Below are 22,575 nucleotides of genomic sequence, written 5' to 3'. Positions count from 1 at the left end.
AGTGTTTTGCGGTTAAATATTTATTTATAGCCAAGTTTTAAGAGAAGAAATAAATCTATCACATTGAAAATAAAGACTTAAACTGAGTGTGCAAAGCTGATGCTAAATTTGGCACCACCTAAGGTTTCTGAACGAGAGACAGAAATTCTGCCGTTATAGCTGTCGACTAAATCGCGCACGATAGCAAGCCCAATACCATTACCTTGAAGGTAGGAGTCTGCGCGAATACCACGTTCAAAGATTTGATTTTGCAGGGCTTCACTGATCCCTGGGCCATCATCTTCGATACAGATTAGCAGTTGATAGGCATCGCCTGTGACCGTTAATGTCACCGTAGACTTCGCGGCTTTACAGGCGTTGTCGAGTAAATTGCCTAGAATTTCAGTCAGATCTGCTTCATCCCCCTTGAATACTGCGTGTTCTACCATCTCGCCGCTGAGATTGATTTGTGGCTCTCGATAAATTTTAGCTAACGTGCGTAATAACTTAGCGGCGACTTCATCGACACGAATACCTAAATGCCACGAGGCCGCCGCTGCAGTTTGGGCGCGTTTTAGCTGGTGGCCAATGATTCGGCTGATCACTGATACTTGCTCACTGGAGGATTCGCTTAAGTCGGCCTGACTCTTGATCACCGCCAGTGGTGTTTTGAGGCTATGGGCTAGGTCGGCCAAGGCATTACGATAGCGTTTTCGTTGGGTTTGTTCGGTATTGAGCAAAATATTAAGCTGCCGAGCAACTGCTTGTAATTCAGTGGGGTACTGGCTACTTAGCTGCATCGACTTACCTTGCTCGACGGAATGTAACTCTTGGGTAAAGCGTGCTAAAGGTCGCAACGTCCACAGTAACCAACTCAATTGAAACACTAACATGACTAACATTAAGATCAGCAGCCAAGTCCAAAGCTGTTGATTAAACTGATCAATTTGCTGCTGAAATTCTCGCTCGTCTTTAATGATGTGGATTGTCACAGGCACGTTTTGATTTTGGCTGGCAAAACTGACACTAAAGCTATAAATCAAATGGAGTTGATCGGCGAGCTCGATTTGCTCAAATGCGCTTTGACCCGTGGCTGGGATGGTAAAATGTGGCGGTGGCGTAATCCCCATAAAAGATTGCGAATGCCACACTATATCTTGTTTGCCGCTGGCGTCTTCAGTGGTTGCAATGGCATACAGCCCTGATTGAATGAGGTTAAAACGATTCTCTAACACTAACTCTGGGATGGAGATTTGTTTGTTTTCGACTTCAGTCACCGCGAGAATCGAATAGACATAGGCACTGAGTTCATTCTTGGTTGCGCTTTTAACTTGTTCAGTAAAGGCATCGTTTAAGGCAACGCCGATCAAGGGTAATAACACTAAGATAAATAATAGCGCGCTGGCAACTAAGCGTGCTTTTAGGGAGTTCAACACTTGCCACGCCATGGCGCGTTTACTCATCGGTTGCTTGCCCAGACGTTAACGCTTTTAGGCGATAACCTTGGCCGCGCAGAGTTTCAATTAAGTTGTATTGATTATCTGGGTCGAGTTTTTTGCGTAACCGGCGGATAAAGACTTCGATAACGTTAGAATCTAAATCAAAATCCTGATCGTAAATATGCTCTGTGAGTACAGTTTTTGATTTGACTTCGCCCTGATGCAACATAAAAAATTCGAATAGCTTGTATTCAGAACCACTGAGATTAACCAGTTCTTCGCCTTTACGTACTTCTAGACTGCTGGTGTTAAGGCTAAAGGGGCCGTTGTAGATCAGGGGGCTGGCCTTACCGGCGGAGCGACGGATCAGGGCTTTTAGTCGTGCGATGAGTTCTTGGGGATGGAAAGGTTTCGTCAGATAGTCGTCGGCACCGGCATCGAGTCCTTCAACCTTATCTTGCCAACTGTCCCTTGCGGTTAAAATCAGGATAGGAAAGTCGCGTTTTTGTTCACGCACGCTACGGATCAAGGCGATACCATCGAGTTTAGGTAAACCTACATCGATAATTGCTGCATCATAGTTGTATTCGAGCGCTTGAAATAAGCCTTCTTCACCATCACTCGCCACATCGATACTGTAATGGGCATCGAGGAGATGTTGCTTTAAGTTAGTCTGTAGTTCTGTATCATCTTCAACTAGTAACAATCGCATCGTTAGTTCCTCGAGACTCGGCCCGTTGCGGCATCTACTGAAACAGAAAATACTTGGCCATCATTATTGAGGATTTTAATACGATATCCCGATCCGCTGGATTGTACGCTCAATACTTTGCCTTGAAATTGTCGTTGCGCCATTGCCACCGCTTGATCAGGGCTATTGACCGCTAGACGGCGCTGCTCATTCTTCGCACCTTGGTTACGAGGCTGATTGCGATCATCATGTCTATCATTACCTGCTATGCAACCAAAGGAGGCTGATAAGCAAGTGATTAGGGCCAAGGTCAAACCAAGTTTCATATCGGGTACCCGCAATGTTCAGCGATCTTAAGTTAATGAGTGAGATGGATAACTTATCGAGTCGACTAAGAATACCTCATCACCTTAACAAACACATAGAGATCAGCCAATTGGTTGGCACAATTCCTTCAAAATTAACTCTGGCAGTTATTTTGTTATTCGTGACAGAACTGAAGTTCTGTTGGCGAGTCTATCCCTATGCTCGCGCTTGTATCGTTTAAGTTTTGTGAGTGTTACCCATTCCAGATGAACTCGGGCTGAACGTATCTTTTGGCTGAGAACAGTGGGCATTGATGTTCAGCTTATGTTCACCTTCATTGCACTTTAATAGCTCCAATTTGAACGGGTTATCCATAGGATATTCAAGATGAACACACTCAATAAGCAAGATATGGCAGCCACAGTTAATATTAAGCTGTTTATGGCAACGGCTATTGCTGCGCTGTTTTTAGCGTCCCCTGCCGCTAGCGCTCAGCCCCGCGAACTGGAGTCATCGCAAAGCTTAACGCCATTTACTGCAGCCAGCGTTGGTATTGCCAAAAAAGCAGAAAATAGCGAGCAAGCTGCTGAGCAGGAACAACAAGCTTTAGCTTTGTTACAACAAGTCGCGCCCGCAAAAAATGTCACTGACGTCGCCGCTGCGGCTGTGAAATCCTTGGCGCCAGTCTTATCATCCAAAGCGCCGACGACAAACCGAGTGCAACTTATGGGCGCCTCGCCTATGACGCGTGAGCAAGTAACTGCGAAACATGCGAGCCAAGGGATTCCGAGTTCGAGCGCGACCAGTGAAGATCCCTACCGCGCACCTGTGTATCACAGCTTTTCGATTTTTGATGCCAGCAGTCGTTTGTTTGAAGACTTTGACTACGATGGGTTTTATCAAACGTTTAGCGTGACCTTCGACGTTGATGTCAATGGTGCATATCTTAATGAAAGAGCTGATTTATTTGCCGAGCTTTATCTCAGTCGTGATGGTGGCCCTTGGGTGCATTACTACACCACAGACGTATTTACCATTTACGGCGATTCGACACAGGACGATTACGAAGTGTTGACCACGCTCTACACGGGTTATGCGACGGATCACTATGATGTGTTGATTGATGTGTATGAAGTGGGTTACAGCGATATTGTTGCGACCATTAGCGCCGATGAAACCGATAGTTTGTATGCGCTGCCATTGGAGAGTAGCGATCGAGACAGAGAGCCCGACATTATCGTTGTTGAGGAAAGTGGCGGCGCCTTCTCAGTATTAGGTTTGTTATGTCTTAGTTTGTGTGCGGGGCTGCGGTTGAATCGAACTCGAGCCTAATCGCCCTTATTTCTCTCGGTGTTTATCTGCGGTAAATAGGGCTAGTATGGATGAGTTATTTTAACTAAATGGAGAAAGACATGATTGCTCAAGGTCAAACATTACCTGCTGCCACATTAGGTCAACTGACTAAAGATGGCATGGTGAATCACCAAGTTACCGAATTGTTCGCGGGTAAAAAAGTCGTATTGTTTGCAGTGCCAGGTGCTTTTACTCCAACGTGTTCTGAAGCGCATTTACCTGGCTATGTGGTATTAGCCGATCAATTTAAAGCGAAAGGCGTGGATTTGATTGCCTGTGTTGCTGTGAACGATGCCTTTGTGATGAAAGCGTGGGGCGAAGCACAAAATGCCTCTGAATTAATGATGTTAGCCGATGGCGATGCCAGCTTTACTAAAGCCTTAGGTTTGGAGATGGATACTGCCGGTTTTGGTGGAGTGCGTTCACAACGTTATGCCATGATCATCGATAACGGTGTAGTGACTCTACTGAATGTAGAAGAGCCAAAGGCTTTTGAAGCCAGTAAAGCTGAAGTTGTTTTGGCTGCTATCTAAGCGTATTTAAGACATGAAGTTTGGATGTGACCAAAGCCAGCCATTCATTGGCTGGCTTTAACTAAATCCATTTATTGTACGATTTGAATGTTGTCTGCATCTATGGTCACTTCAGACCAATCTTTATCCACTTCACCACGAATAATGACCTGAGTCTCAGGTGTTACTGTGTTGCCGCGCCATAAATCATCATCAATTTCGACCTTAATATCACCCGTAGCGTCACGGAAAATATAATCATCGTGTCCAATGGAAGAAATGATATGGCCCGTTAACTCAATTTGGGCGTCATCACTGGCATTGAGCGCGCTCACCACATCATGAATCACTTGTCTTGCGCTCGGCCCTTGGAAGCCACCCTGTATTTGAGGTTCACCCGTTGTAGGTTGAAAGCCTGCTTGGCTGGCCATAGTCGTGAATGAAAGTGCCATTGCGAAAACGGTAAGAGTCATTTTATTCATCTGTTTGTCCTTTCTATGGTTTTATGTAACTCAGCCTCAATGGCTATTACAGTGTTGCGAGCATAGTGCCAAGACAAGCGTGAAGCGGTTGTGAAGATTGGGTTTGCAACTCAGAATTTGCTAAAACGAGGTCATTTATCCAAGCTAACTTCAGTTAATGGGCATTATCTATAAACTGAACATAAGCCTGATAGCTAGCACCATCGTTTTGGGTTGAAAATGCCCAACCCATTCGCTCGCAAATACGTTCAATAATAATTAATCCGCAGCCATAGCCTGATGTATCAGTACTTTGAGTGCTTAGTGGATTCAGTATCCATAATTGGTTGCTTTGCATCGTAATTTCAATGTTTCCGGCACTGTAATTGAAAGCATTTTTAAGTAAATTACCTATCACTATGTCAATAAAGCTCAGTGGCGCCTTGATGCTCAAGCAATCTTTAAGCGTTAAGCTGTAGGTGATTTCTTGCTTGGCAAAGTGTTGTGCCATCTCAGCTAAAATGTGTTCAAGGCGTGGTGCTAAATCAATTTGGCTGTAGTGCTGGGATTCAATGTCTTCTTTTCCGAGAAGTAAAAAGGCCTCGGTGAGCGTTTTCATTTGATGCCCTGCGTAATCAATACGTGTAATGGCTTTTTTGACCATTAATTGTTGAGCCTCGGTTGTCGCATTGGGGATTTTTTTGAGCAATTCGACCGAACCTTGGATCACCATAATGGGCGTGCGTAGTTCATGGGAGGCAAAACGGCTAAATTCTTGTTCCCGAGTGAAGTAGGCGGCAATTTTAGCTTTGTTGCTTAATAGGGTTTGCTCAATCTGGCGGGTTTCACGGTATGAAGTACTCGGTGTTGATGTCGGTCTTTTTGGTGATAGTTGATTGATTTTATTTTCAATCTCAGCGAGTGGACTGGATAGCAGACGTACAAAATACAATCCATACGCCATGATAAACAGGAGCAAACCTATCCCCATAATAGAGATCAAAATGTGCATTCTATCTTCATAGCTATCAAGGAAATCGTCCGCGTCATCCTTATAAACCACATACAACAGCCCTTGCCCAGAAGGATGAGCGGATATCAAAAAGTGTTTATCTTCGTCACCCAGTTGATGTTCGTAAAATCCGGTATTTTGATAAGGTTGCAGCCAAGCTGGTACAAACTCTTTGCTCCAATATGTTTTCAATTCATTGATATCGGGGAGCTGTGCTTTATCACCAAACCTTTGATAATTCTTTAGATATTCGCGAGTCTCTGTGGCCAGCGTTTGCTCGAGGCTAATCTTCTCAATTTGTTCTTCGGCGATATAAATGAGGCTCCAAAAAATGGCAAACATCAAGCTAGTTAATACTAAAAAAGTGAGGCGTATTTTTTTATATAAACTCGGAAAATGCTCAGGGGATAAGTCGGTAACCTTGGCCATGGATAGTCTCTAATTTTGAGTCTGAAAAACCTTTATCGAGTGCACTGCGTAAGCTGTATATGTGGCTGCGAAGTGAATCACTCGAAGGAGCATCATCTCCCCATACTGTATCTACCAATTGCTCTTTACTCACGATAGCGGGCGCATGTTTTAGTAACAGTGAAAGAATGGTGCGCTGAATTTTACTGAGCTTAATTTCTTTACCAGCACGGGTAACTTGATGGGTTTGCAAATTTAAACTGATATCACTGAAGCGCAAAATACCCACATCTAAACGTGGGCCACGATTATGCAGTGAATGTAGTCGTAAGCATAATTCTTCCATCGCGAAAGGTTTATTTAAAAAATCATCCCCACCTGATGTAAAAGAATCAATTTTATCCTGCAAACTATCTTTGGCGGTTAAAAATATAATCGGTGTATTACAATAAATTTCTTCACGCAGTTTTTTGACCGTATTAATACCGTCTAATTTGGGCATCATAATATCCATTATGATGACATCGTAATGGTTTTGTTGAATTAAATTGATTGCACTTTCCCCGTGATATGCACAGTCGGCAATAATACCCTCTAGGGTTAAATAATCCATGATTGTCTCAATAACATCATGATTATCATCAACAATTAATACTTTCATCGGTTAATTCATTTCTTCACATTTGCTTGACGATCTTCATACTAAGATGCCCAGCACTGATTTAACAAGACATAATAGGGAAGAAAATGAATAAACTCTTAGTCTGTATTACGGCCATTTTGCTAGCAGGTTGCGGTGGTAATGATTCATCAACAGATACCTCTAAACCCGATCCTATCGTTCCACAACCTACGTTACCCGCAAAAATTAACGGTACAGTAACAAATGTTGCTTCTGACAATAATTCGATTACGGTCAACGGATATAACGTAAATATCGCTAATGCTAAGATTCACTATGGACAACAGCCGTTAGAGGTTAATGCCATTCAAATGGGGATGAGGGTCAAAATTGATAATGAAGGCCAACAGGCTAAAAATGTCATATTAGATCCAAGCCTAGTGGGTGAAATCAGTTCCGTTAATCAAAATACTATTGCCGTTAATGGGATTAATTTAGTCGTTAAACCAGCGGACGCGACCCAGTATAAAGTAGGCGATTGGGTGGCGGTAAATGGTTATCCAACGGTAATGGGAGAATGGCAGGTTAATTCTATAAACCTTATCCCCAATTTTGCGTTTGCTGAAATAGAGGGACGTGTCTCTGGATTAAACAAGACCACGCAACAATTCAATATCGGTTCGGCAGTGATTAATTATGCTAACGCACGTTTAGAAGGTGGCTTACAGGAAGGCGCATGGGTTGAAGTGGAAGGCCAGCAAAGTGGTTCTTCATTTTTGGCCTCTGAAGTCGAGGTGGAAGATACGGCGTCTTTTAACGATATGGAGCTAGAAGGGACTATTACTTGGGTCAACCAAGATAAAACGCAGTTTGAGCTTAATGCCCGTACTCGACTCTATGTCACTACAAATACTCAATTTGAAGATGGCAAGCAAGCTAACTTGGTTGAAGGCAAGCTAGTCGATGTAGATATTCAATCTATGCCGCAGGGTTTATGGGCCAGAGAAGTTGAATTTGAAACATCACATGATAATGGTGGAATACCTCCAACCTTAGGTAAAAAGTTCGAGCTAGAAGGTCTGGCGACACTGACCACCAATAATCAGCTACAAATTAATGGATTTACATTTGATATTGATGCCAGAACTCAATTCGATGACGGTTTAACCTTAGCGACACTTGACCAAAAATGGATTCAAATAGAAGGTGTTGAACTCGCAGACAACCAGTGGTTAGTGAAAGAAGTTGATCTTGAAGTGCGAAGCAATGAGCTTGATTTGTCGGGTTTTGTGATGCAAAAGACCTTGTGGGGCTATCAAACGACTGATACTTCATTAACGCCATTTGAAGGCAAATGGGTTGATGTCGAATGTCAGTTCGATGGTTCTAATATCTATAATTGTCGAATCGACGATTAAACACAAATAGAGAAATTAAGTGAATAAATGTGCGGTTTTAGGCCGCACGGTTTATTTGGCTTTGCCCAATCCCCAAGCTGGTTTCAATATCTTCTACACTCTGCTGTACTTCTTGGGCGATGACCTCACTCTGCTGTGAACTGGTTTGCGCTTGTTCTTTTAAACTATCCATAGTGCGAACAAATTCATCGAGATAATCGACTTGCTCTTTGGCATTTAGCGAGCCTTGTTTGGCGGTATTAGCCATTTCACTTGCTTGGTTTTGCACTGTTTGCGCCACTTGCCACAGGCTTTGAGCACGCAGTTTCTGGCTGCTGGTGGCCTGTGCTATGCCATCGACACTCTCACTGAGAGCATGATTTGATTGGGTAAGTTGTTGCAGAATTTTCACGATCTCATTCAAAGACACTTGGGTGCGTTGGCTTAAATTACGCACTTCATCGGCCACCACGGCAAAGCCGCGACCTTGCTCGCCAGCCCGCGCAGCTTCGATGGCAGCATTAAGGGCGAGTAAGTTAGTTTGCTCGGCAATATTGCCAATCACATCAATGATTTTCGATACATCCGTCACTGAGTTATTTAGGCTTTCAAGGGACGAATGGCACAGACCGACCGCGGTTTGTGTTTGCTCGGTTGCGCTCAATACCGCCTCGGCTTGTGCTTGACTCGACTGCATTTGGCGCATGGTTTCGGCGGCGCTGTCTTCCACAAGTGCCGAAGTGTGGCTCACCTCATTGGCGAGGCTGCGGATATGCTCGGTCTGTGTTTGCGTATCGGCCACAATCGTTTGGGTGTGCTCTGTGTGTTGTGATAGCTGAGTAATGCGCGCCACCAGTTGGCTTAATGATTGAGAAACCTTAGTGATTTGCTGGCGCTGCGCCTCGTCTTCCTGTTCAAACCTGTGCAGTAACTGGTTGAAATGACCTGCGATTTGGCCCGTCTCGCAGCGACGATTAATGTCTAAACGCTCGCGGCTGTTCGATTCGCTTAATTTCATAAAAGCTTGGTTGAGACGTTTTAGCGGTTTGACGACACGATTTTGCTGCAGGATTAAATAACCAATCGCAAACAAGGCCATGATGGAAACCATAGTGTAGAGGATTAGCTGTAACTCATATTTCAGCTGCTGGTTCTTTGCTGCCTGAGCCTCACCTAAGCCAATAAGCTGTTGTTCCACATTGCTAATCGCATGAATGAGTTGATCTTGCATCTCTTGGTTGGTTTGCAGTAATTGGTGGGTATTGGCGACTTCTTTGTTGTATCGATTGGCGAGACTGAGCAGTTCACTGCGGTCACTCTCGCCGATTTCAATTTGTTCCGGTTCGCTGGCACCGAGGGCAAATTCATCGGCTTCTTGCTGTTCATATACGCCGATTAACGGCAATGCGCTGAGGGAGTCGTGCCACGTATTTAGCTCTTTGCTGGTGCTGTCTAAAATACCCTTGAGCTGCTGATTTTTACCGATCAGATAGCCATCGGTCAGCTGGGAAAGTTGGTAGACGATAGAAGGTAAATCGCGGCTCAATTGCAGATATTGTTCGGCGACCACAGCATTTGTGGCTAAGCCTTTATCGGCATAACTGCCCAGACGACGGTTATAGTCGAGCATTTCAGATTCGGCGTGGGCGAGCAGTTGCCTAGGGTTGCCAGCGAGTTTACCTGCGGCGCGGTACTTGGTATCTAAATCTTGAATGAAGTTGCTTAGGCTGGCTTGCAAGTCATTGTCGGTAGCGCCCATGGCTGCGAGGTTAAGCTGCGTGAGCTGGTTTTTAATGGCGCTGAGTTTGGTTTTCGCTTGTTCAAGTTGGCTAGCGTTGCCACTGGCTAAATAGCCATCGAGATCGCGGCGTACACCGACGAGAAAATCCTGCTGAATAGCTTGTAATGTCAGTGTTTGCTGCTCAATTTGTTGCCGCTGATCACTGCTCCACAGCACTACGGCTGCTAGCAATCCCGCGAGCAATAACAACAGGGCAGAAGCAGAAAGCGACAGCGTTGAAATTTTCATTTTGCAATCTTCATAATGGTCAGAGCCAGTAACTGTGCTGAGTTTATGAATTTAAGGTGACATTAATATGACAAGTGCTCACTTGGATGTCAGCGTTGTCATTTGATTTGCAAATATGTGATCTCGCGTTATTCCAGCGGCAGCCACACTTGGGCTTTTAAACCGCCTTCGGCGCGGTTGGAGAGGGTAATTTGCCCTTGGTGTCTGTCGATAATCCGTTTGATAATGGCGAGGCCTAGGCCCGAACCAACACTACCACGGGCGATATCACCTTGTGTAAAAGGTTGAAATAGTTTGGTAATTTGCGACTCGTCGATCCCTGGACCATTATCTTCAACACTAAAACCGATACGCTTGCCATCGAACTGCGAGCTAATGCGGATCCAGCCTGAACCATAGCGAAAGGCATTTTCGACTAAATTACTCAGTACCCGTTTAATGGCAATCGCTTGGAATTGGGCTTCTGGGCAGTCAGTTAACACCACTTCAATTTCACCAGCGCGATTGGCTTCTGCTTGAGCGATATCTTGAATGAGTTTATTGATTTGGCCTAGCTCACGGCTGGTTTCCTGATCTTGGCGAATGTAAGCAATAAATTGGCTGATAATGGCGTCCATATCTTCGATATCATTGACTATGCCGTCTTTAAGATATTGATCTTCCTCTACCATCATCTCAGAGGCGAGGCGAATACGGGTGAGCGGCGTGCGCAAGTCGTGGGAGATCCCCGCCATCAATAGCGCTCTGTCCTGCTCCAGTTGCTTCATGCTGTGTGCCATCTGGTTGAAAGCATTGGTAACTTCGACAATTTCACTCGAACCTTTTAGCGGCAAGGGATCGGGAAATTCACCGCGGGAGACTGAAATTGCAGCTTTTTGTAGTCGCCTAAGTGGGCGGTTTTGCTGGCGAGCAAACCACCATCCCCCAGCGACACTAAGTGCGCCAATCACCATTAAATAAAGAGTGAGCGGCGAAAGATCTGAAACATTTTGGCCGATAAGTGGCACTTTTATCCAAATCGAGGGCGCCTGTGGTGGACGGATCCAAATCTGTAATACGCTGCCATGGGTGACGCGGACTTCGGCATCGCCACCAAGATATTCCGACATCTGCGATGACCAGAAACCATAGTAAGTGGCTTGCTCAATACCCGCTTCATGGGCTTGCTGTTGATTGTAGATTTTCATGCCATCGTCGTGGACTTTGGCATTAAGGGCATCGACTATGGTTAAGTGTTCGCGGCCAATATCTATACCGTCGACAAACAGTAATTTGACTTGGCGAGCGATTAACTGATTGATTTGTTGGTAACTTGGCTTAAGTACATAGACGGCGACCGTGACGTAAGACACCAGCTGATTGATCAGTAATAGGCAACCAATCAGCATCACGGTTTGACTAAATGCGCTGCGAGGAACAAACCGCCACCAAAACTTAGGTTTCATCGTGGGCTCAATAACCGCAGGAGACTAAGATGGCAGCGCGGCTCATCGACGCGCGGCACCATCGGGTACAAATACATAACCTAAACCCCAAACCGTTTGAATGTAGCGAGGATTCGCGGGATCTTTTTCGATTAAGCGGCGCAGACGTGACACTTGCACGTCGATCGAGCGTTCTAGCGCCGAATAATCGCGGCCACGGGCGAGGTTCATCAACTTATCCCGAGACAAGGGCTCGCGTGGATGGGTGACGAGCACTTTAAGTACGGCAAACTCACCGCTAGTGAGTGCGATGGATTCGTCGCCGTGGTACATCTCACGGGTCGCTAAATCCAGCGAGAACTCACCGAAGCTAATCTGTGCTTCCTGCTGGGCTGGCGCACCGGGCACATCTTGGGTTTGGCGACGCATCACGGCTTTGATCCGCGCAAGTAATTCCCGTGGATTGAAAGGTTTTGGTAGATAATCGTCAGCGCCCAACTCTAAACCAATAATGCGGTCGACTTCATCGCCCTTGGCCGTCAGCATCACGATAGGAATAGGGTTACCTTGCTGGCGCAGCCTGCGACAGATAGACAGGCCATCTTCACCGGGCAACATCAAGTCGAGCACGAGTAAATGGAAGTTTTCGCGTTCTAATAGGCGGTCCATCTGCTCGGCATTGGCCGCGCTGCGCACCTGATAACCTTGCTCCATCAGGTAACGCTCGAGTAACGCTCGCAGGCGCATATCATCATCGACGACGAGGATTTTCGAGGTTTCTTGTCCCATGGGATGTCCTTTAATTGCTCAGATTGGTGCTTATTCTACTGATGAGAAACAGTTAAGATTAACCAACTGGCTGAAATTGAAAACGAATCTGCCTAATATAGCCGCATTCAACCAAGGCGACTAGCTCACCTTAGTAACTTGAATGCGATAAATGCTGACATTGATTGCCCAATGTTAATACTAAGCAAATGAAATTGCATGGGAATACTCGCGTTTATTCACGCTATAGCTGAAATTGTAACTAAATTGGCATCAGCAAAAGAGGTGATTTAAAAGCCATTATGCACAGAGATGATTTAGTGGATAGAAATAGTACACATACTTTGATGAATGTACTATTTGCATGTTCAGCTCTTAAAACCATCACTGACTTAAGAACCGTTGTTAGCTCCATAACCATAAAAAGTGGTTATGGAGGCATGTCATGTATGGAAACAGAGCTCAATCGCTTATTTCCAATTAACCATATCGATCAAGGGCGTTGAATCGCTATTGGTTCCTGGACACTTAAGTAATGCTCCTGCTGTCGCTTGATACTCAGGCTTGATATGCTCTTGTATCCAGCCTTGAGCTCTTATTAGATCCTTACCCAGGAGCCCATAAAAACGTTGAGTATTTACAACTGGGGTATTTGGGAAAAAATCACCGCTAGTGGCTTCAATCATACTCAATAAAATGGCGTAGTTATCTTGGTTTTGGTCTGCTAGCGGATCCTCGTTTGATATCGCATTCATTAAAAGTACTGTGGTGTACTCTGGCGTGTAGACAATACCATTCTCGCCATGGTTATAATCCGGCGCGACCAGATTTTCCACATCAATATGATACACATGGCTGCCTTTATAGGTTAGATTTTCAGGTTTAATATCGTGCAGGAATATCTCCTTGCTATGTAAGGAACATAAATCTTCTAAGAGTGATTTAAAGTGAATTAAGGGAATCTTGTCCCCTTGTTCAATTAATTGTGCTACTTCAATGCCACCATTATGGGCAATCATGGTCGAATCGTTTACATAAATAGAAGGACAAATTGAAGGATGAGATCTAAGCTGATTCATTGCTAATTGGTTGTATTTATTTTTATCTATATCAAACGTGTCATTATGAATATGTAATTGCACAAATTGACTATCTTGGCGTACTAACTGTTTGTAGGTTCCTTTCCCAGCAGGATTAAATTTAGTTGGTGTTTTTGCGACTAATTCGGCTTGTGCATTATAGAAGTAGCTGCGTCCTGCCTTAGCATTTGTGAGTGATTTAATACCGACTGTATTGAGCTCTTTGTCAGCTTTTTTTTGTTGATAAGAGCGATAACTTTTTTGTATTAGCTGAGCCGCTTCGATTTTCACTCGATGGAGAGATTTTTTGACATTGTTGATCTCTGCGAATGAACTTATCGTTTTCACAGGCTTTAGCGTATCAGCTCTACGTTGGGAAAGTTTTACGATATTGAGTGTGTTAGGTATAGCTGCGAATTGATTGTAGCTTTTATAGCTGGAAAAATTAGAATAATTGCTTGTATGAATAGGCATTATCAAATCTCTGAATGGAATATTAATACTAAAATAAATGAAAATTTTATTAATGGTTAATGGCAAATGATGAATAAAAAATGATTAATTTACTTGAGTAATCCTAATTTTTACTTGTCTAAATAAACAGAGTGATTAAGTCATTCCAGTTTTACTCAGAATATTTCAGACAAAGTCTGTGTGTCCCTCTTCTACTTATTTATATAGTGATGGAGTAGATAGTTAATTGCTCACACATTTATAACATTAGTGAGCCTATGATCAGAGGAGTACCGGATGCCAATTTCCAATCACATCATCAATCCACCTTCATCAGATATCAAGAGTGAGGGCGTCAGTAACGCCGCAACTGATAAACTCGAGATTAAGCAGGTGAGTAATAGGCCTAGTATAAAAAAGCGTTTTTTATCGCTGTTTCAATCTATCCGTCTTAAATCTCGCTCGAAGAATGGCAAAGAAAAGTCAGTTGCGAATAAACCGCTTCAGTTAGCCAAACCAGTCCAAGCTGCCAAAATGGCAGTTACAGCACCGAAGCAAACTGCGGATTCTAGACAGCCATTAATGCAAGCGATTCGTGATGGTGTTAAGTTGAGACCGGTAACGACAGATCAGAAAGCACCACCTGTGACGCCCAATGCCGATACTTCATTTTTACAAGAAGTATTGAAAAAAATGCAAGACGCTCGGATGGTTTTATCCAGCCAAAGTACTGCACCATCCACAGTGCAAGGAAATATTCAGCCTCCTGTCGCATTAACTATGGCAAGTGGTACATTACCACCGCCACCGCCACCGCCACCGCCACCGGCTCCGATCCTGCCAGTAGGTGCGATGGCAAGTGACGTGGTTGCGCCATCAGGTGGAGGAAAGGACGCTTTGCTAAATGCAATTACAGGTTTCAATAAAAACAACCTTAAAAAAGCAGTTACTGGAATCAAAAATGACGATGTTCAGGCACCTGTAACAAAAAATGAGCCCATGGATGAACTCTACTCTGATGAATTACTTAAAACAGCGCCCAATATGAATCAAGCTAATAGAGAGTTGCTCTGCCAACAAATTAGCGATTATGTTGTCAATGCTATGGAGGTTAATTGGGAAGGCATTTTACTCGATCAATATGGGCAGTATGCGGATATTGATGCGTTAGAGGCGGCAATGAACGGGCAGTCTAAATCGATTTCAAGTTATTGGGCCGAAGTGAAACGCTTTCCTGATCTATGGAAGCGAGCCGATGTTGTGTCTGATCAGCCTTTCCAGACGCGGCGTAAAGGTGTTGCCACTGAAGCGATGGGTCGCCTCGATTCAGGAAAAACACGGCTTTTCCGCTCGGATAGTAGCCGTGGCGCCATTGAGATGAAAAAAGGGGAAGCCATTTTAGATGGGGCTCGTCGCACAGCCAATCAGCTGACGACAAATGAAGAAAAGTTGAATTTACTGGGTAAAAATTACCGTCAGTCAGCACTCAAAGTTCTTACAGAAATGCCTTTTATGGAAGGATTCGCGACTAAGAATGGTAAAGATGCGCAGGCAAAGTTGGAAAAGCAATTTATGGCAAACATCCATGGAGCCGACAGTCTTAAAGCAGATATATCAAGATTCCTATCGACTCATATGAAAACTGGATTTGAAGACTTTACATTTTTAGGACAGGAGGCTTTGGTCAAAAAACAGAGTGAGTTAATAAAAACATTACAATTAAAACTGGGTTATTCTAACAGTTAAGCTAAAAATAGTAAGTCGGGTCTAAGTAGATATTTTGGGCCTGGCTTATGACTTAATGTATATAGATTTGTAAACGTAAACATAAACATAAACATAAACATATGTGTACACATTAATAAATTAAGTTTCAACACTAAACTTTCCTAAAGGTAAATTTTTAATTTAAAATAATTAAGGTGATTATTTTAAAGTGTGTCATATTTTCAAGTATGAATATTTAGGTTTTTGTTAGTTATATTCTCTGTGGTCCCCGTAGTTCCTTATCATCATCTAAGTATATCAGCACAATGTACTGTAATCTTAATAATTAGTATTTACATTCGGCAGCTTGATACATTTGGTTTCGTTTGTTTTTCCATTGTATTCAAAGCTGCAAAAGGCCCGCACCTTGTTTTTTGAGTGTGTTTTTTTCGATTTTTTTCTGGTTAATTCATCTTTTTTTGGCGATTTTTTATTACTTTATTCTGAAAAAAAGACCACAATGTAACTCTGAGTTAATTTTGTGATGAACGAGTAATTCTTAGGAGGAATAGCAATGGCAAGAAACTATGCGTTAGGAAATCAGATGGTTTTTGATGTGCTTAAAAGACAGGTTAGCACTGAGGATAATGTAGTTAGCATAGGTGGACGTGAGGCTGTAATATTAAAACTACTATGTGATCATGTAAATGAAGTTGTAGGTAAGGAGTATATACAAGAAAAAGTTTGGGGTAAGGTTTTCGTGAGTGAAACATCATTGACCAAAGCCATTTCCAATTTAAGAAAATCTCTTGCGCAATTTGATAACTTAGCGTGCGAAATAAAAACCATTTCTAAAGAAGGTTATATACTGATTCTGGATGAAAGTGTTTCAGGCGTTTTAATTGAAGAGGAATATCCGATTTTTGAGATAAAGAATATTAAGCAGAGTCGTAAAGAATCCTTAAGTAATATCAATGTTTCTCCATATTCAATCGAACGAAATTTATCAATTCGTACTGACATACCAATGAGAAATATATATTTTTTATTGGTATGTTTTTTCTCTGCTCTTCTTGCATCCATGTTAACAGTAGGAGCAATAGTCGTTTTCAATAAGTTTTTTTAAAATTATATTTCACGTAAATTTAAACTTATGCGTGCCAAGATTAATATTGGTTGACTTTTATTATTTAAAATAAGAGTTGATTCAATCTAAAAGATTTTTTAGTGTAATTTTTCACGTTCAAATTCAACCTTGAAACGAAATGAAATCATACGCAAGATTGTCTCAAATATTCTACTAGTATTCTATAATTTATGGGCTTCTCTACAGAGATTTGAGCCAAGGATAAGGCTTTTTTTGCTCCTTAAAGTCACTTTTTCATCTTGGTATAAGCGCGACTGTTGGTTGTTATACATGTCGTTCGGTGATAGTTATCTTTTACGGATTTTTTCATAAGTAATCTGGTGATATTGATGTGCAGGATGATGGATAATTAAAGCTTAACCTCTAGGAGATATTATGCCTTCATTAAACAAATTAAACAAAATAGCTGAATGCGGACAGACTAAAACACCTGAAATCATGGATAAAAAAAATATTGATTTAGATGTCAAAAAAATTTACCACATTGAGAATAAAGATCCCAGCAATCCCATTGCTTTTTTAAGTAAATTGTTGAGTCCAAAACCTTACCAAAAAGTAAAAGTAGAACTAAAAAGCGGCAGTGAAATTTTTTCTTCTTTAATTAAAAATAAATTAATAAATGGTAAAAGTACTGCTTCTGAACGGGCTCTCGATGCAATGGCATCTAGTTTAACTAATATTCTTAATACGGCAACAGATGATGTAGATCTAAGTGGGAAGAAGGTATATGTGAAAAACTTTCTTCAATGCGATCAAAGTAAGCCTGTCAAAGTGACATCTGATCAATTTACACTTGTGCATAAAGCAGAGATCTTTTCACGGTTATCAGTATGTTTTGATGGATTTATGAATTCTAACCAAAGTGATTTATCTGAACGTTTGAACACAATCAGAGACAAATTATCAAAAAATGAAAAATTGAATGAAAGTGAAGAGAAACACTTATTTGAAAAATTAACTAAAGATGCATTGAAGGACACTCAAGGTAATAACCTTTATACAAACAAACTCTTGAAACCAGAAAATTTAGTATTAGAGTTTCCTGGTGATGCTGCGGTTGTTAAAAATGAAACTGAAGCAAGAAATAATAAGATATTAGTTGAGAATTTTGGCTTTCCTAGCAGCCTTTTAGATAGACCAAGCGCTAAGCTCCATGAAACCTATGCATTAAACGCATTTATGAGTGAAAAAGGTGAGCCAGTTACTTTAGGTCAGCTTTTTGGTGGTGCCTTGCAAGGTATTATGCGGGACCCTGTCGATTCCAGTAAAAGTAAAAGTGGCTTATTTAATGAGGGTATTTTAGCTTCTGGGGGGTTACATTTTGATTTTAAGCCTAACGAAAAAATATATCAAAATAATATCGATACGTTAGGCCAAGATATACTTGATTTAGCTGTAAACCTCAATATGGATAATTTCAGCCGTCCTGATATGGAGGGTTTCACTGCCGGTGTATCTGGAAATGCTCTGCATTATACCATTCAGACAGCTAAACTCTGTCGTGCCACTAATGCTACATTTAATTTCGAACAAGTGCTTGATGTATGCTTAGACCACTTAGTTGGTGATAGCGTAAAGCAGCCTGTGCATCATAGTTTGCCTGAAGTGATACAGGGGGCATATATAGCCAATATGCTAATAAATAAAGGTGTATTGGATAAAAATGATAAAATTATGAAGCATGATGAAATGTATAGTAGTTTAAAGAGTGCCATTTCTGATGCAGATAAAAAAATCACAGACTTGATGGCAACGACTTATCGTAGGTAATGAGTTAGTCTCTGGCATTAATTGATATCACAATGTCTCAGTGTTATTAAAAAACCACTTTTAAAAGTGGTTTTTTATTGCAGATCTTATTTAAGATGTGGTTAATGTTTTTATATGTATAAACTAAAGCTATTTGTAACATGAGAATAACATTAATGTATATGTTGCATAGTCATTGATTGTATTCTTCGTGGAAGATGGTGTGCTTTTCATCAACAAATTTAGAGGTGTATATGTCATTTATCATAATTCCTTCCCTGCGAGAAAAGCTTGGGTTAAATATATCATCGAGTGAATTAAAAAAGTTGGATGTAAAAAGTGTTCGTAATGTGGATATTTTACGCTTAAAGCAAACTTTGATAAGTAGCCTGAATATACAAAAAAGGGAAGTAATAGCCACATTTTTAGCTAAGCTAGCTACACCACAAAAACTACTACTACCAAGACCAAGGTTGAAGCCACAACTGCAGCATGAAGTTCTGCCATTGCATCTAGCACTGTCAAGTCATGTTGACTCAATAAACATCCGTCATCCAGAAACAATATCTCAATTAAAAGAGGAGGCTAAGGCGGGAAAATATGAAAAATTTGAGGGGACAAATCGAGAAGTATTTATCGATAAAAAAACAGGGAGAGGGTATAAGATCTTTAAACAAGATAGTTCGTGGGGAGCGTTAACTAATGCCGACTTAAGAGTAAATGATGTATATCGTAATCATAATTTCTATGATGGTAAGTATGCAATTTTTGCGAACAATGACCTTATTACTATGAGGGATGATAGAGTATGTGGCTCTTCACGAGTAAGAGTGTTTACTTTTCAAAAAATACCAGGTGCAAAGCATCTAGATAATCATGAAAAAATTCCATATTCAGTGCTGGTTATGATGGAACAAGCTGGTTTTAGACCTTTTGATGTAAAGCCTGATAATTTTATGAAAGTCAAAAATTCACATGGAAGATATGACTATCTGCCTATTGATGCAAAACAGATAGGATTAACGAGGAGCAATAGCGAACGCTCTAGGGAGGTTCGTGAGTTTAAGCAACAACATGGTCCTTATTATTATGGTCAACGTTATGTTGATTATAATAAATAAAACTCATTAATTTGAATAGTCATTGGGTATTGGTTAGTGTTAAACGGCTGGACAAAAATGGTCGGGAAGTGAATGGTTACTCAATATCCTCACTATAAAGCTGCGAGCAACCAATTGAAGTGAAAAAGGCTAGCTTAATATTTCTCCATTAAGAGTTGCAGATAGTGGAGGTCGCAATGACGACCTCCTTCTTTGAAAAGTGGATTTTACTGGGAAATCAGAGAAATGTTCGGAGCTATGCTAATTATTTTCTTCAACTGCAGTTAATATTAAGTCTTGATTCAGCTTTAAGTCTGTATATATTCTGGTCGATGAAGTCAGAATAAATGACTTCATTTTTTCTGACGTTGAAAAAGAAAACTCTCCAAGATTAGGATCAAAATATTTGTACTGTTTCGCTTGGTCGTCGATAAATGCTGCGACTTCATGTCCATAACCTTTATTTTTGGGAGAAAGACCCAATAAATGGAAACCTGCCTTTTTTATATTAAGGTTTGTTTCATTTTCCGAGACAGCTAACCCACTAGATTGCAAATATGATGCTACTTCTTTGTTTATTTTTAGGTTAACAACTTCTTCTAAACCCTCTTTTGTGTCCATATCATTAAAAAAGTGAACACCCTGATGTTTGTCAGCACACCATTTTATGGCGAGCGTTGAACATAGCCCATCTTTACCTACTTGAATATTCTTCAGTATGCTCGATTGATCCCAAGTGACATCAAGACATCCACCGAAATGATTGGCAAGCAGTTGTTGATTTTGTGGTAATGAAAAAAGTATCGAGAGAATTTTTTTAGTCGCGTTAGGTTTTAAAGCTTCATCAAGTTGACCACGATTTTCATATTTTTTGAAAATGCCATCAACCACACTATTATCTGAGAAGCTTGCTCTTATGAATTCAAATAATTCTCGATAATTGCTAGGGAGAGTGGTCAGCTTAACCCCTACGAGCTGGAAATCTCTAATGATAGCAGATTGGCCAATCGTTTTATCATTAGTCTTATGAATGATGCTTGCAAGCCGTTTATCTTTATTGAATGCTTTTAATACACTTTTCGTTAATCCTTTAGTACTAAGTGTTGATACTTCATTTTTTGTTTCTTCTCGCTTTACATCAAAAATTCGACCATATTTTGCATCACTAATTTTATCCTTCAATATTATAACTTTTTCCCGTTTAACAGGCTTTTTTGTTACTAATAATGTTTTGTCTAACCGAGAAATGTCGACTTTATTAATGCTTTTCACATCTATATTTTCAAGATTACTCAATTCGATCGATGAAACACTTAATCCAAGATTAGATCGTATTGAAATTGGAACAAGAGACATAGACACCTAAAACTTTAATTGCAATATTTATAGTGAATATTAGTATATTTAGTTAGATATAATTGTAAGATTGTTTATGAAATATTAAGGCAAAGGTTACCATGCAAGTCTTATGAGTTTAAGTTGTCGATTCAACATATAAATGACTATAAGTCATGCAGCTTGATTTAACTTAAATGTATGGGAAGAGATAATATCTATGCAGAATGTTCGGCGCGGCTTACAGCTTAAAGGTTCAGAAGATACAGGTCATTGTGATTTACGGTAATTTGATTTTTTAAAAAACTATATTAATCAGTGGTTTTTGGCCGTGTTCAACAGACGCGCAAAGCGCCAAGGATAAATTAATACATTAGCTGATTGTGCTTTTAATGAGCTTTTTCCGTGTTTTATCAGAAGTTTTCACTGGCTTGGCCTGGCGCAGATGGCTTATATTTTGCGCATTCTAGAGCTATCTAGAAGTTTGTGTATGTATGTAAAATATTAATATTAAGTAGGCATGTTAAGTATAAGTAGGCATGTTAAGCATTAGAAATAAACGTATGAATAACTAGGGATGTATTAAATGGCTCAACAATTATCAACTGGGTATATAAGTGGTGTTTTTGGCGGTTTAGTTAATAATGCCGACGATAAGGTCAGTACATTCATTACCGATCATACTGGAAGTGTTGATAAAGATGGAAAATTTACACCAGATAAAGATGGTACGCTTATTTTGAGTGCATCTGATTCTTTATCGCTACAACAGTTAATGGCAGATCAAAGCATTACCGCTCAAACCTCAACAACTACATTAAAATCAATTAAAGACTCTATTTCTGCAGCGGCAAGAAATATTTAACTTTAATTTTATAATGCATTATGGGCAATAGAGAGTGCTATAGATGTTGCAATTATTGAATCCAGATAATGCATTTTCAGGAGCAAATTTAATTTTGCTCCTGACTCTGATCTTGTTGTCTACCGTATTCTTTATCTGTTTCTCTGGATATGTTAAATATAATATTGTACTTAACATCATTAAAAATGCGGTGGGTACACAACAAATTCCACCTACAATAGTAGTGAATTTACTTGCGGCATTAATGGCGCTTAATAGTATTTGGCCTGATATAAAACCCGGATTAGAGAGGGTTAAGCCATATTTTATTGAGCAGATTAATGGCGGAATAGACCCTGACGTCTTGCAATCATCCTCCCTATTTGAGGATAAAAAGCCAGAACAAGTGACTATGTATTATCTGGTCAGCAATGTATTTGAGTTTTTCCCTGAACTGTTGGCGAGGGCGCAGCGTAAAACTAATGAACTAACTGGAATTATTGACATTCCGCTTAATTTTGACTCAGGGAGTGATACGCTAAAATATTTTCTTGGTAATCTGATTTTAGATTTGTATCAAGGTTTCGAGTTTGGCCTAAAGCTATACATGATATTTGTGAGTATTGATTTTTTAATTGCTGTGATTCTCAGTGGTGTAGGTATGACTATGTTATCACCGACTGTAATATCGACACCTGTAAAACTCGCAGTATTTTATTTTTCTGATAGTTGGACTATTTTATTTAGAGCGCTCCAGTGA

Annotated in this window: 20 protein-coding genes; 9 read left to right on the top strand and 11 right to left on the bottom strand. The window is 40.9% G+C overall.

The window, feature by feature from the left end; genetic code table 11:
• Nucleotides 1–77 precede the first annotated feature (77 nt).
• From KO533_RS12145 to KO533_RS12135, 3 genes are read right to left on the bottom strand one after another with little or no spacing between them, the layout of a single operon-like run.
• Entirely contained in the window at nt 78–1,442 is a 1,365-nt protein-coding gene (locus KO533_RS12145) for an ATP-binding protein (RefSeq protein WP_105250673.1), read from the bottom strand.
• Complete coding sequence (locus KO533_RS12140; protein ID WP_219254350.1) at nt 1,435–2,130, bottom strand: response regulator transcription factor; 696 nt, start codon at nt 2,128–2,130, stop codon at nt 1,435–1,437. Before KO533_RS12140 ends, KO533_RS12145 begins: the two co-directional genes overlap by 8 nt.
• Before the next feature lie 2 nt (nt 2,131–2,132).
• Nucleotides 2,133–2,435 (bottom strand): PepSY domain-containing protein, encoded by a 303-nt coding sequence (locus tag KO533_RS12135; RefSeq protein ID WP_105250671.1) that lies wholly within the window; start codon nt 2,433–2,435, stop codon nt 2,133–2,135.
• 367 nt (nt 2,436–2,802) lie between these two features.
• Here KO533_RS12135 and KO533_RS12130 point away from each other — a divergent pair, with 367 nt between their 5' ends.
• Nucleotides 2,803–3,747: a choice-of-anchor H family protein gene (locus KO533_RS12130; protein WP_219254348.1), complete on the top strand. Its 945-nt coding sequence runs from the start codon at nt 2,803–2,805 to the stop codon at nt 3,745–3,747.
• Nucleotides 3,748–3,827: 80 nt separating this feature from the next.
• Entirely contained in the window at nt 3,828–4,301 is a 474-nt protein-coding gene (locus KO533_RS12125) for a peroxiredoxin (RefSeq protein ID WP_113940228.1), read from the top strand.
• 71 nt (nt 4,302–4,372) lie between these two features.
• On the opposite strand, the gene KO533_RS12120 is transcribed toward KO533_RS12125, so the two are convergent.
• From KO533_RS12120 to KO533_RS12110, 3 genes are all read right to left on the bottom strand, one after another.
• The gene (locus tag KO533_RS12120; protein WP_113940229.1) at nt 4,373–4,762 is read right to left on the bottom strand and encodes a NirD/YgiW/YdeI family stress tolerance protein; all 390 of its coding nucleotides are present in this window, start codon (nt 4,760–4,762) and stop codon (nt 4,373–4,375) included.
• Nucleotides 4,763–4,916: 154 nt separating this feature from the next.
• Nucleotides 4,917–6,182 carry a HAMP domain-containing sensor histidine kinase gene (locus KO533_RS12115; RefSeq protein WP_219254346.1) on the bottom strand — a complete coding sequence of 422 codons (1,266 nt, stop codon included), beginning with the start codon at nt 6,180–6,182 and terminating at the stop codon, nt 4,917–4,919.
• Nucleotides 6,154–6,822, bottom strand: a complete 669-nt coding sequence (locus KO533_RS12110; RefSeq protein ID WP_131525518.1) for a response regulator transcription factor — start codon at nt 6,820–6,822, stop codon at nt 6,154–6,156. The genes KO533_RS12115 and KO533_RS12110 overlap by 29 nt, the downstream gene beginning before the upstream one ends.
• Before the next feature lie 86 nt (nt 6,823–6,908).
• Here KO533_RS12110 and KO533_RS12105 point away from each other — a divergent pair, with 86 nt between their 5' ends.
• Nucleotides 6,909–8,201 (top strand): DUF5666 domain-containing protein, encoded by a 1,293-nt coding sequence (locus KO533_RS12105; RefSeq protein ID WP_219254344.1) that lies wholly within the window; start codon nt 6,909–6,911, stop codon nt 8,199–8,201.
• Nucleotides 8,202–8,238: 37 nt separating this feature from the next.
• On the opposite strand, the gene KO533_RS12100 is transcribed toward KO533_RS12105, so the two are convergent.
• The 4 genes from KO533_RS12100 to KO533_RS12085 all read right to left on the bottom strand — a co-directional run bounded on the left by KO533_RS12100 (nt 8,239) and on the right by KO533_RS12085 (nt 13,954).
• Nucleotides 8,239–10,209, bottom strand: a complete 1,971-nt coding sequence (locus KO533_RS12100; protein ID WP_219254342.1) for a methyl-accepting chemotaxis protein — start codon at nt 10,207–10,209, stop codon at nt 8,239–8,241.
• A gap of 128 nt (nt 10,210–10,337) precedes the next feature.
• Nucleotides 10,338–11,654, bottom strand: a complete 1,317-nt coding sequence (gene envZ / locus KO533_RS12095; protein ID WP_219254340.1) for a two-component system sensor histidine kinase EnvZ — start codon at nt 11,652–11,654, stop codon at nt 10,338–10,340.
• Nucleotides 11,655–11,696: 42 nt separating this feature from the next.
• Nucleotides 11,697–12,422: a two-component system response regulator OmpR gene (ompR, locus tag KO533_RS12090; RefSeq protein ID WP_006079507.1), complete on the bottom strand. Its 726-nt coding sequence runs from the start codon at nt 12,420–12,422 to the stop codon at nt 11,697–11,699.
• Nucleotides 12,423–12,871: 449 nt separating this feature from the next.
• A complete protein-coding gene (locus tag KO533_RS12085) occupies nt 12,872–13,954 on the bottom strand; it encodes a hypothetical protein (protein WP_219254338.1) in 1,083 nt (360 codons plus the stop codon).
• Between the two features lie 276 nt (nt 13,955–14,230).
• On the opposite strand from KO533_RS12085, the gene KO533_RS12080 reads away from it, so the two are divergent.
• From KO533_RS12080 to KO533_RS12065, 4 genes are all read left to right on the top strand, one after another.
• Complete coding sequence (locus tag KO533_RS12080; RefSeq protein ID WP_219254336.1) at nt 14,231–15,679, top strand: WH2 domain-containing protein; 1,449 nt, start codon at nt 14,231–14,233, stop codon at nt 15,677–15,679.
• A gap of 535 nt (nt 15,680–16,214) precedes the next feature.
• Nucleotides 16,215–16,766, top strand: a complete 552-nt coding sequence (locus KO533_RS12075; RefSeq protein ID WP_173497857.1) for a winged helix-turn-helix domain-containing protein — start codon at nt 16,215–16,217, stop codon at nt 16,764–16,766.
• A gap of 396 nt (nt 16,767–17,162) precedes the next feature.
• Entirely contained in the window at nt 17,163–18,557 is a 1,395-nt protein-coding gene (locus tag KO533_RS12070) for a hypothetical protein (RefSeq protein ID WP_219254334.1), read from the top strand.
• A 233-nt stretch (nt 18,558–18,790) separates the two neighbouring features.
• Entirely contained in the window at nt 18,791–19,657 is an 867-nt protein-coding gene (locus tag KO533_RS12065) for a hypothetical protein (RefSeq protein WP_219254332.1), read from the top strand.
• Between the two features lie 240 nt (nt 19,658–19,897).
• On the opposite strand, the gene KO533_RS12060 is transcribed toward KO533_RS12065, so the two are convergent.
• Nucleotides 19,898–20,992, bottom strand: a complete 1,095-nt coding sequence (locus tag KO533_RS12060; RefSeq protein WP_219254330.1) for a YopT-type cysteine protease domain-containing protein — start codon at nt 20,990–20,992, stop codon at nt 19,898–19,900.
• Between the two features lie 565 nt (nt 20,993–21,557).
• On the opposite strand from KO533_RS12060, the gene KO533_RS12055 reads away from it, so the two are divergent.
• Nucleotides 21,558–21,836, top strand: coding sequence for a hypothetical protein (locus KO533_RS12055; protein WP_014620520.1), 279 nt, complete (start codon nt 21,558–21,560; stop codon nt 21,834–21,836).
• A 43-nt stretch (nt 21,837–21,879) separates the two neighbouring features.
• Entirely contained in the window at nt 21,880–22,575 is a 696-nt protein-coding gene (locus tag KO533_RS12050; protein ID WP_168826332.1) for an EscR/YscR/HrcR family type III secretion system export apparatus protein, read from the top strand.

Origin of the sequence: Shewanella sp. NKUCC05_KAH, from assembly GCF_019345585.1 — a bacterium.
Lineage (GTDB): Bacteria > Pseudomonadota > Gammaproteobacteria > Enterobacterales > Shewanellaceae > Shewanella > Shewanella oncorhynchi.
This window is presented reverse-complemented; position numbering and strand designations above follow the sequence as displayed.

Coding starts and splice junctions, on each gene's coding strand:
- KO533_RS12145 (WP_105250673.1), bottom strand. CDS start 1,442: ATGAGTAAACGCGCCATGGCGTGGCAAGTGTTGAACTCCCTAAAAGCA.
- KO533_RS12140 (WP_219254350.1), bottom strand. CDS start 2,130: ATGCGATTGTTACTAGTTGAAGATGATACAGAACTACAGACTAACTTA.
- KO533_RS12135 (WP_105250671.1), bottom strand. CDS start 2,435: ATGAAACTTGGTTTGACCTTGGCCCTAATCACTTGCTTATCAGCCTCC.
- KO533_RS12130 (WP_219254348.1), top strand. CDS start 2,803: ATGAACACACTCAATAAGCAAGATATGGCAGCCACAGTTAATATTAAG.
- KO533_RS12125 (WP_113940228.1), top strand. CDS start 3,828: ATGATTGCTCAAGGTCAAACATTACCTGCTGCCACATTAGGTCAACTG.
- KO533_RS12120 (WP_113940229.1), bottom strand. CDS start 4,762: ATGAATAAAATGACTCTTACCGTTTTCGCAATGGCACTTTCATTCACG.
- KO533_RS12115 (WP_219254346.1), bottom strand. CDS start 6,182: ATGGCCAAGGTTACCGACTTATCCCCTGAGCATTTTCCGAGTTTATAT.
- KO533_RS12110 (WP_131525518.1), bottom strand. CDS start 6,822: ATGAAAGTATTAATTGTTGATGATAATCATGATGTTATTGAGACAATC.
- KO533_RS12105 (WP_219254344.1), top strand. CDS start 6,909: ATGAATAAACTCTTAGTCTGTATTACGGCCATTTTGCTAGCAGGTTGC.
- KO533_RS12100 (WP_219254342.1), bottom strand. CDS start 10,209: ATGAAAATTTCAACGCTGTCGCTTTCTGCTTCTGCCCTGTTGTTATTG.
- envZ (WP_219254340.1), bottom strand. CDS start 11,654: ATGAAACCTAAGTTTTGGTGGCGGTTTGTTCCTCGCAGCGCATTTAGT.
- ompR (WP_006079507.1), bottom strand. CDS start 12,422: ATGGGACAAGAAACCTCGAAAATCCTCGTCGTCGATGATGATATGCGC.
- KO533_RS12085 (WP_219254338.1), bottom strand. CDS start 13,954: ATGCCTATTCATACAAGCAATTATTCTAATTTTTCCAGCTATAAAAGC.
- KO533_RS12080 (WP_219254336.1), top strand. CDS start 14,231: ATGCCAATTTCCAATCACATCATCAATCCACCTTCATCAGATATCAAG.
- KO533_RS12075 (WP_173497857.1), top strand. CDS start 16,215: ATGGCAAGAAACTATGCGTTAGGAAATCAGATGGTTTTTGATGTGCTT.
- KO533_RS12070 (WP_219254334.1), top strand. CDS start 17,163: ATGCCTTCATTAAACAAATTAAACAAAATAGCTGAATGCGGACAGACT.
- KO533_RS12065 (WP_219254332.1), top strand. CDS start 18,791: ATGTCATTTATCATAATTCCTTCCCTGCGAGAAAAGCTTGGGTTAAAT.
- KO533_RS12060 (WP_219254330.1), bottom strand. CDS start 20,992: ATGTCTCTTGTTCCAATTTCAATACGATCTAATCTTGGATTAAGTGTT.
- KO533_RS12055 (WP_014620520.1), top strand. CDS start 21,558: ATGGCTCAACAATTATCAACTGGGTATATAAGTGGTGTTTTTGGCGGT.
- KO533_RS12050 (WP_168826332.1), top strand. CDS start 21,880: ATGTTGCAATTATTGAATCCAGATAATGCATTTTCAGGAGCAAATTTA.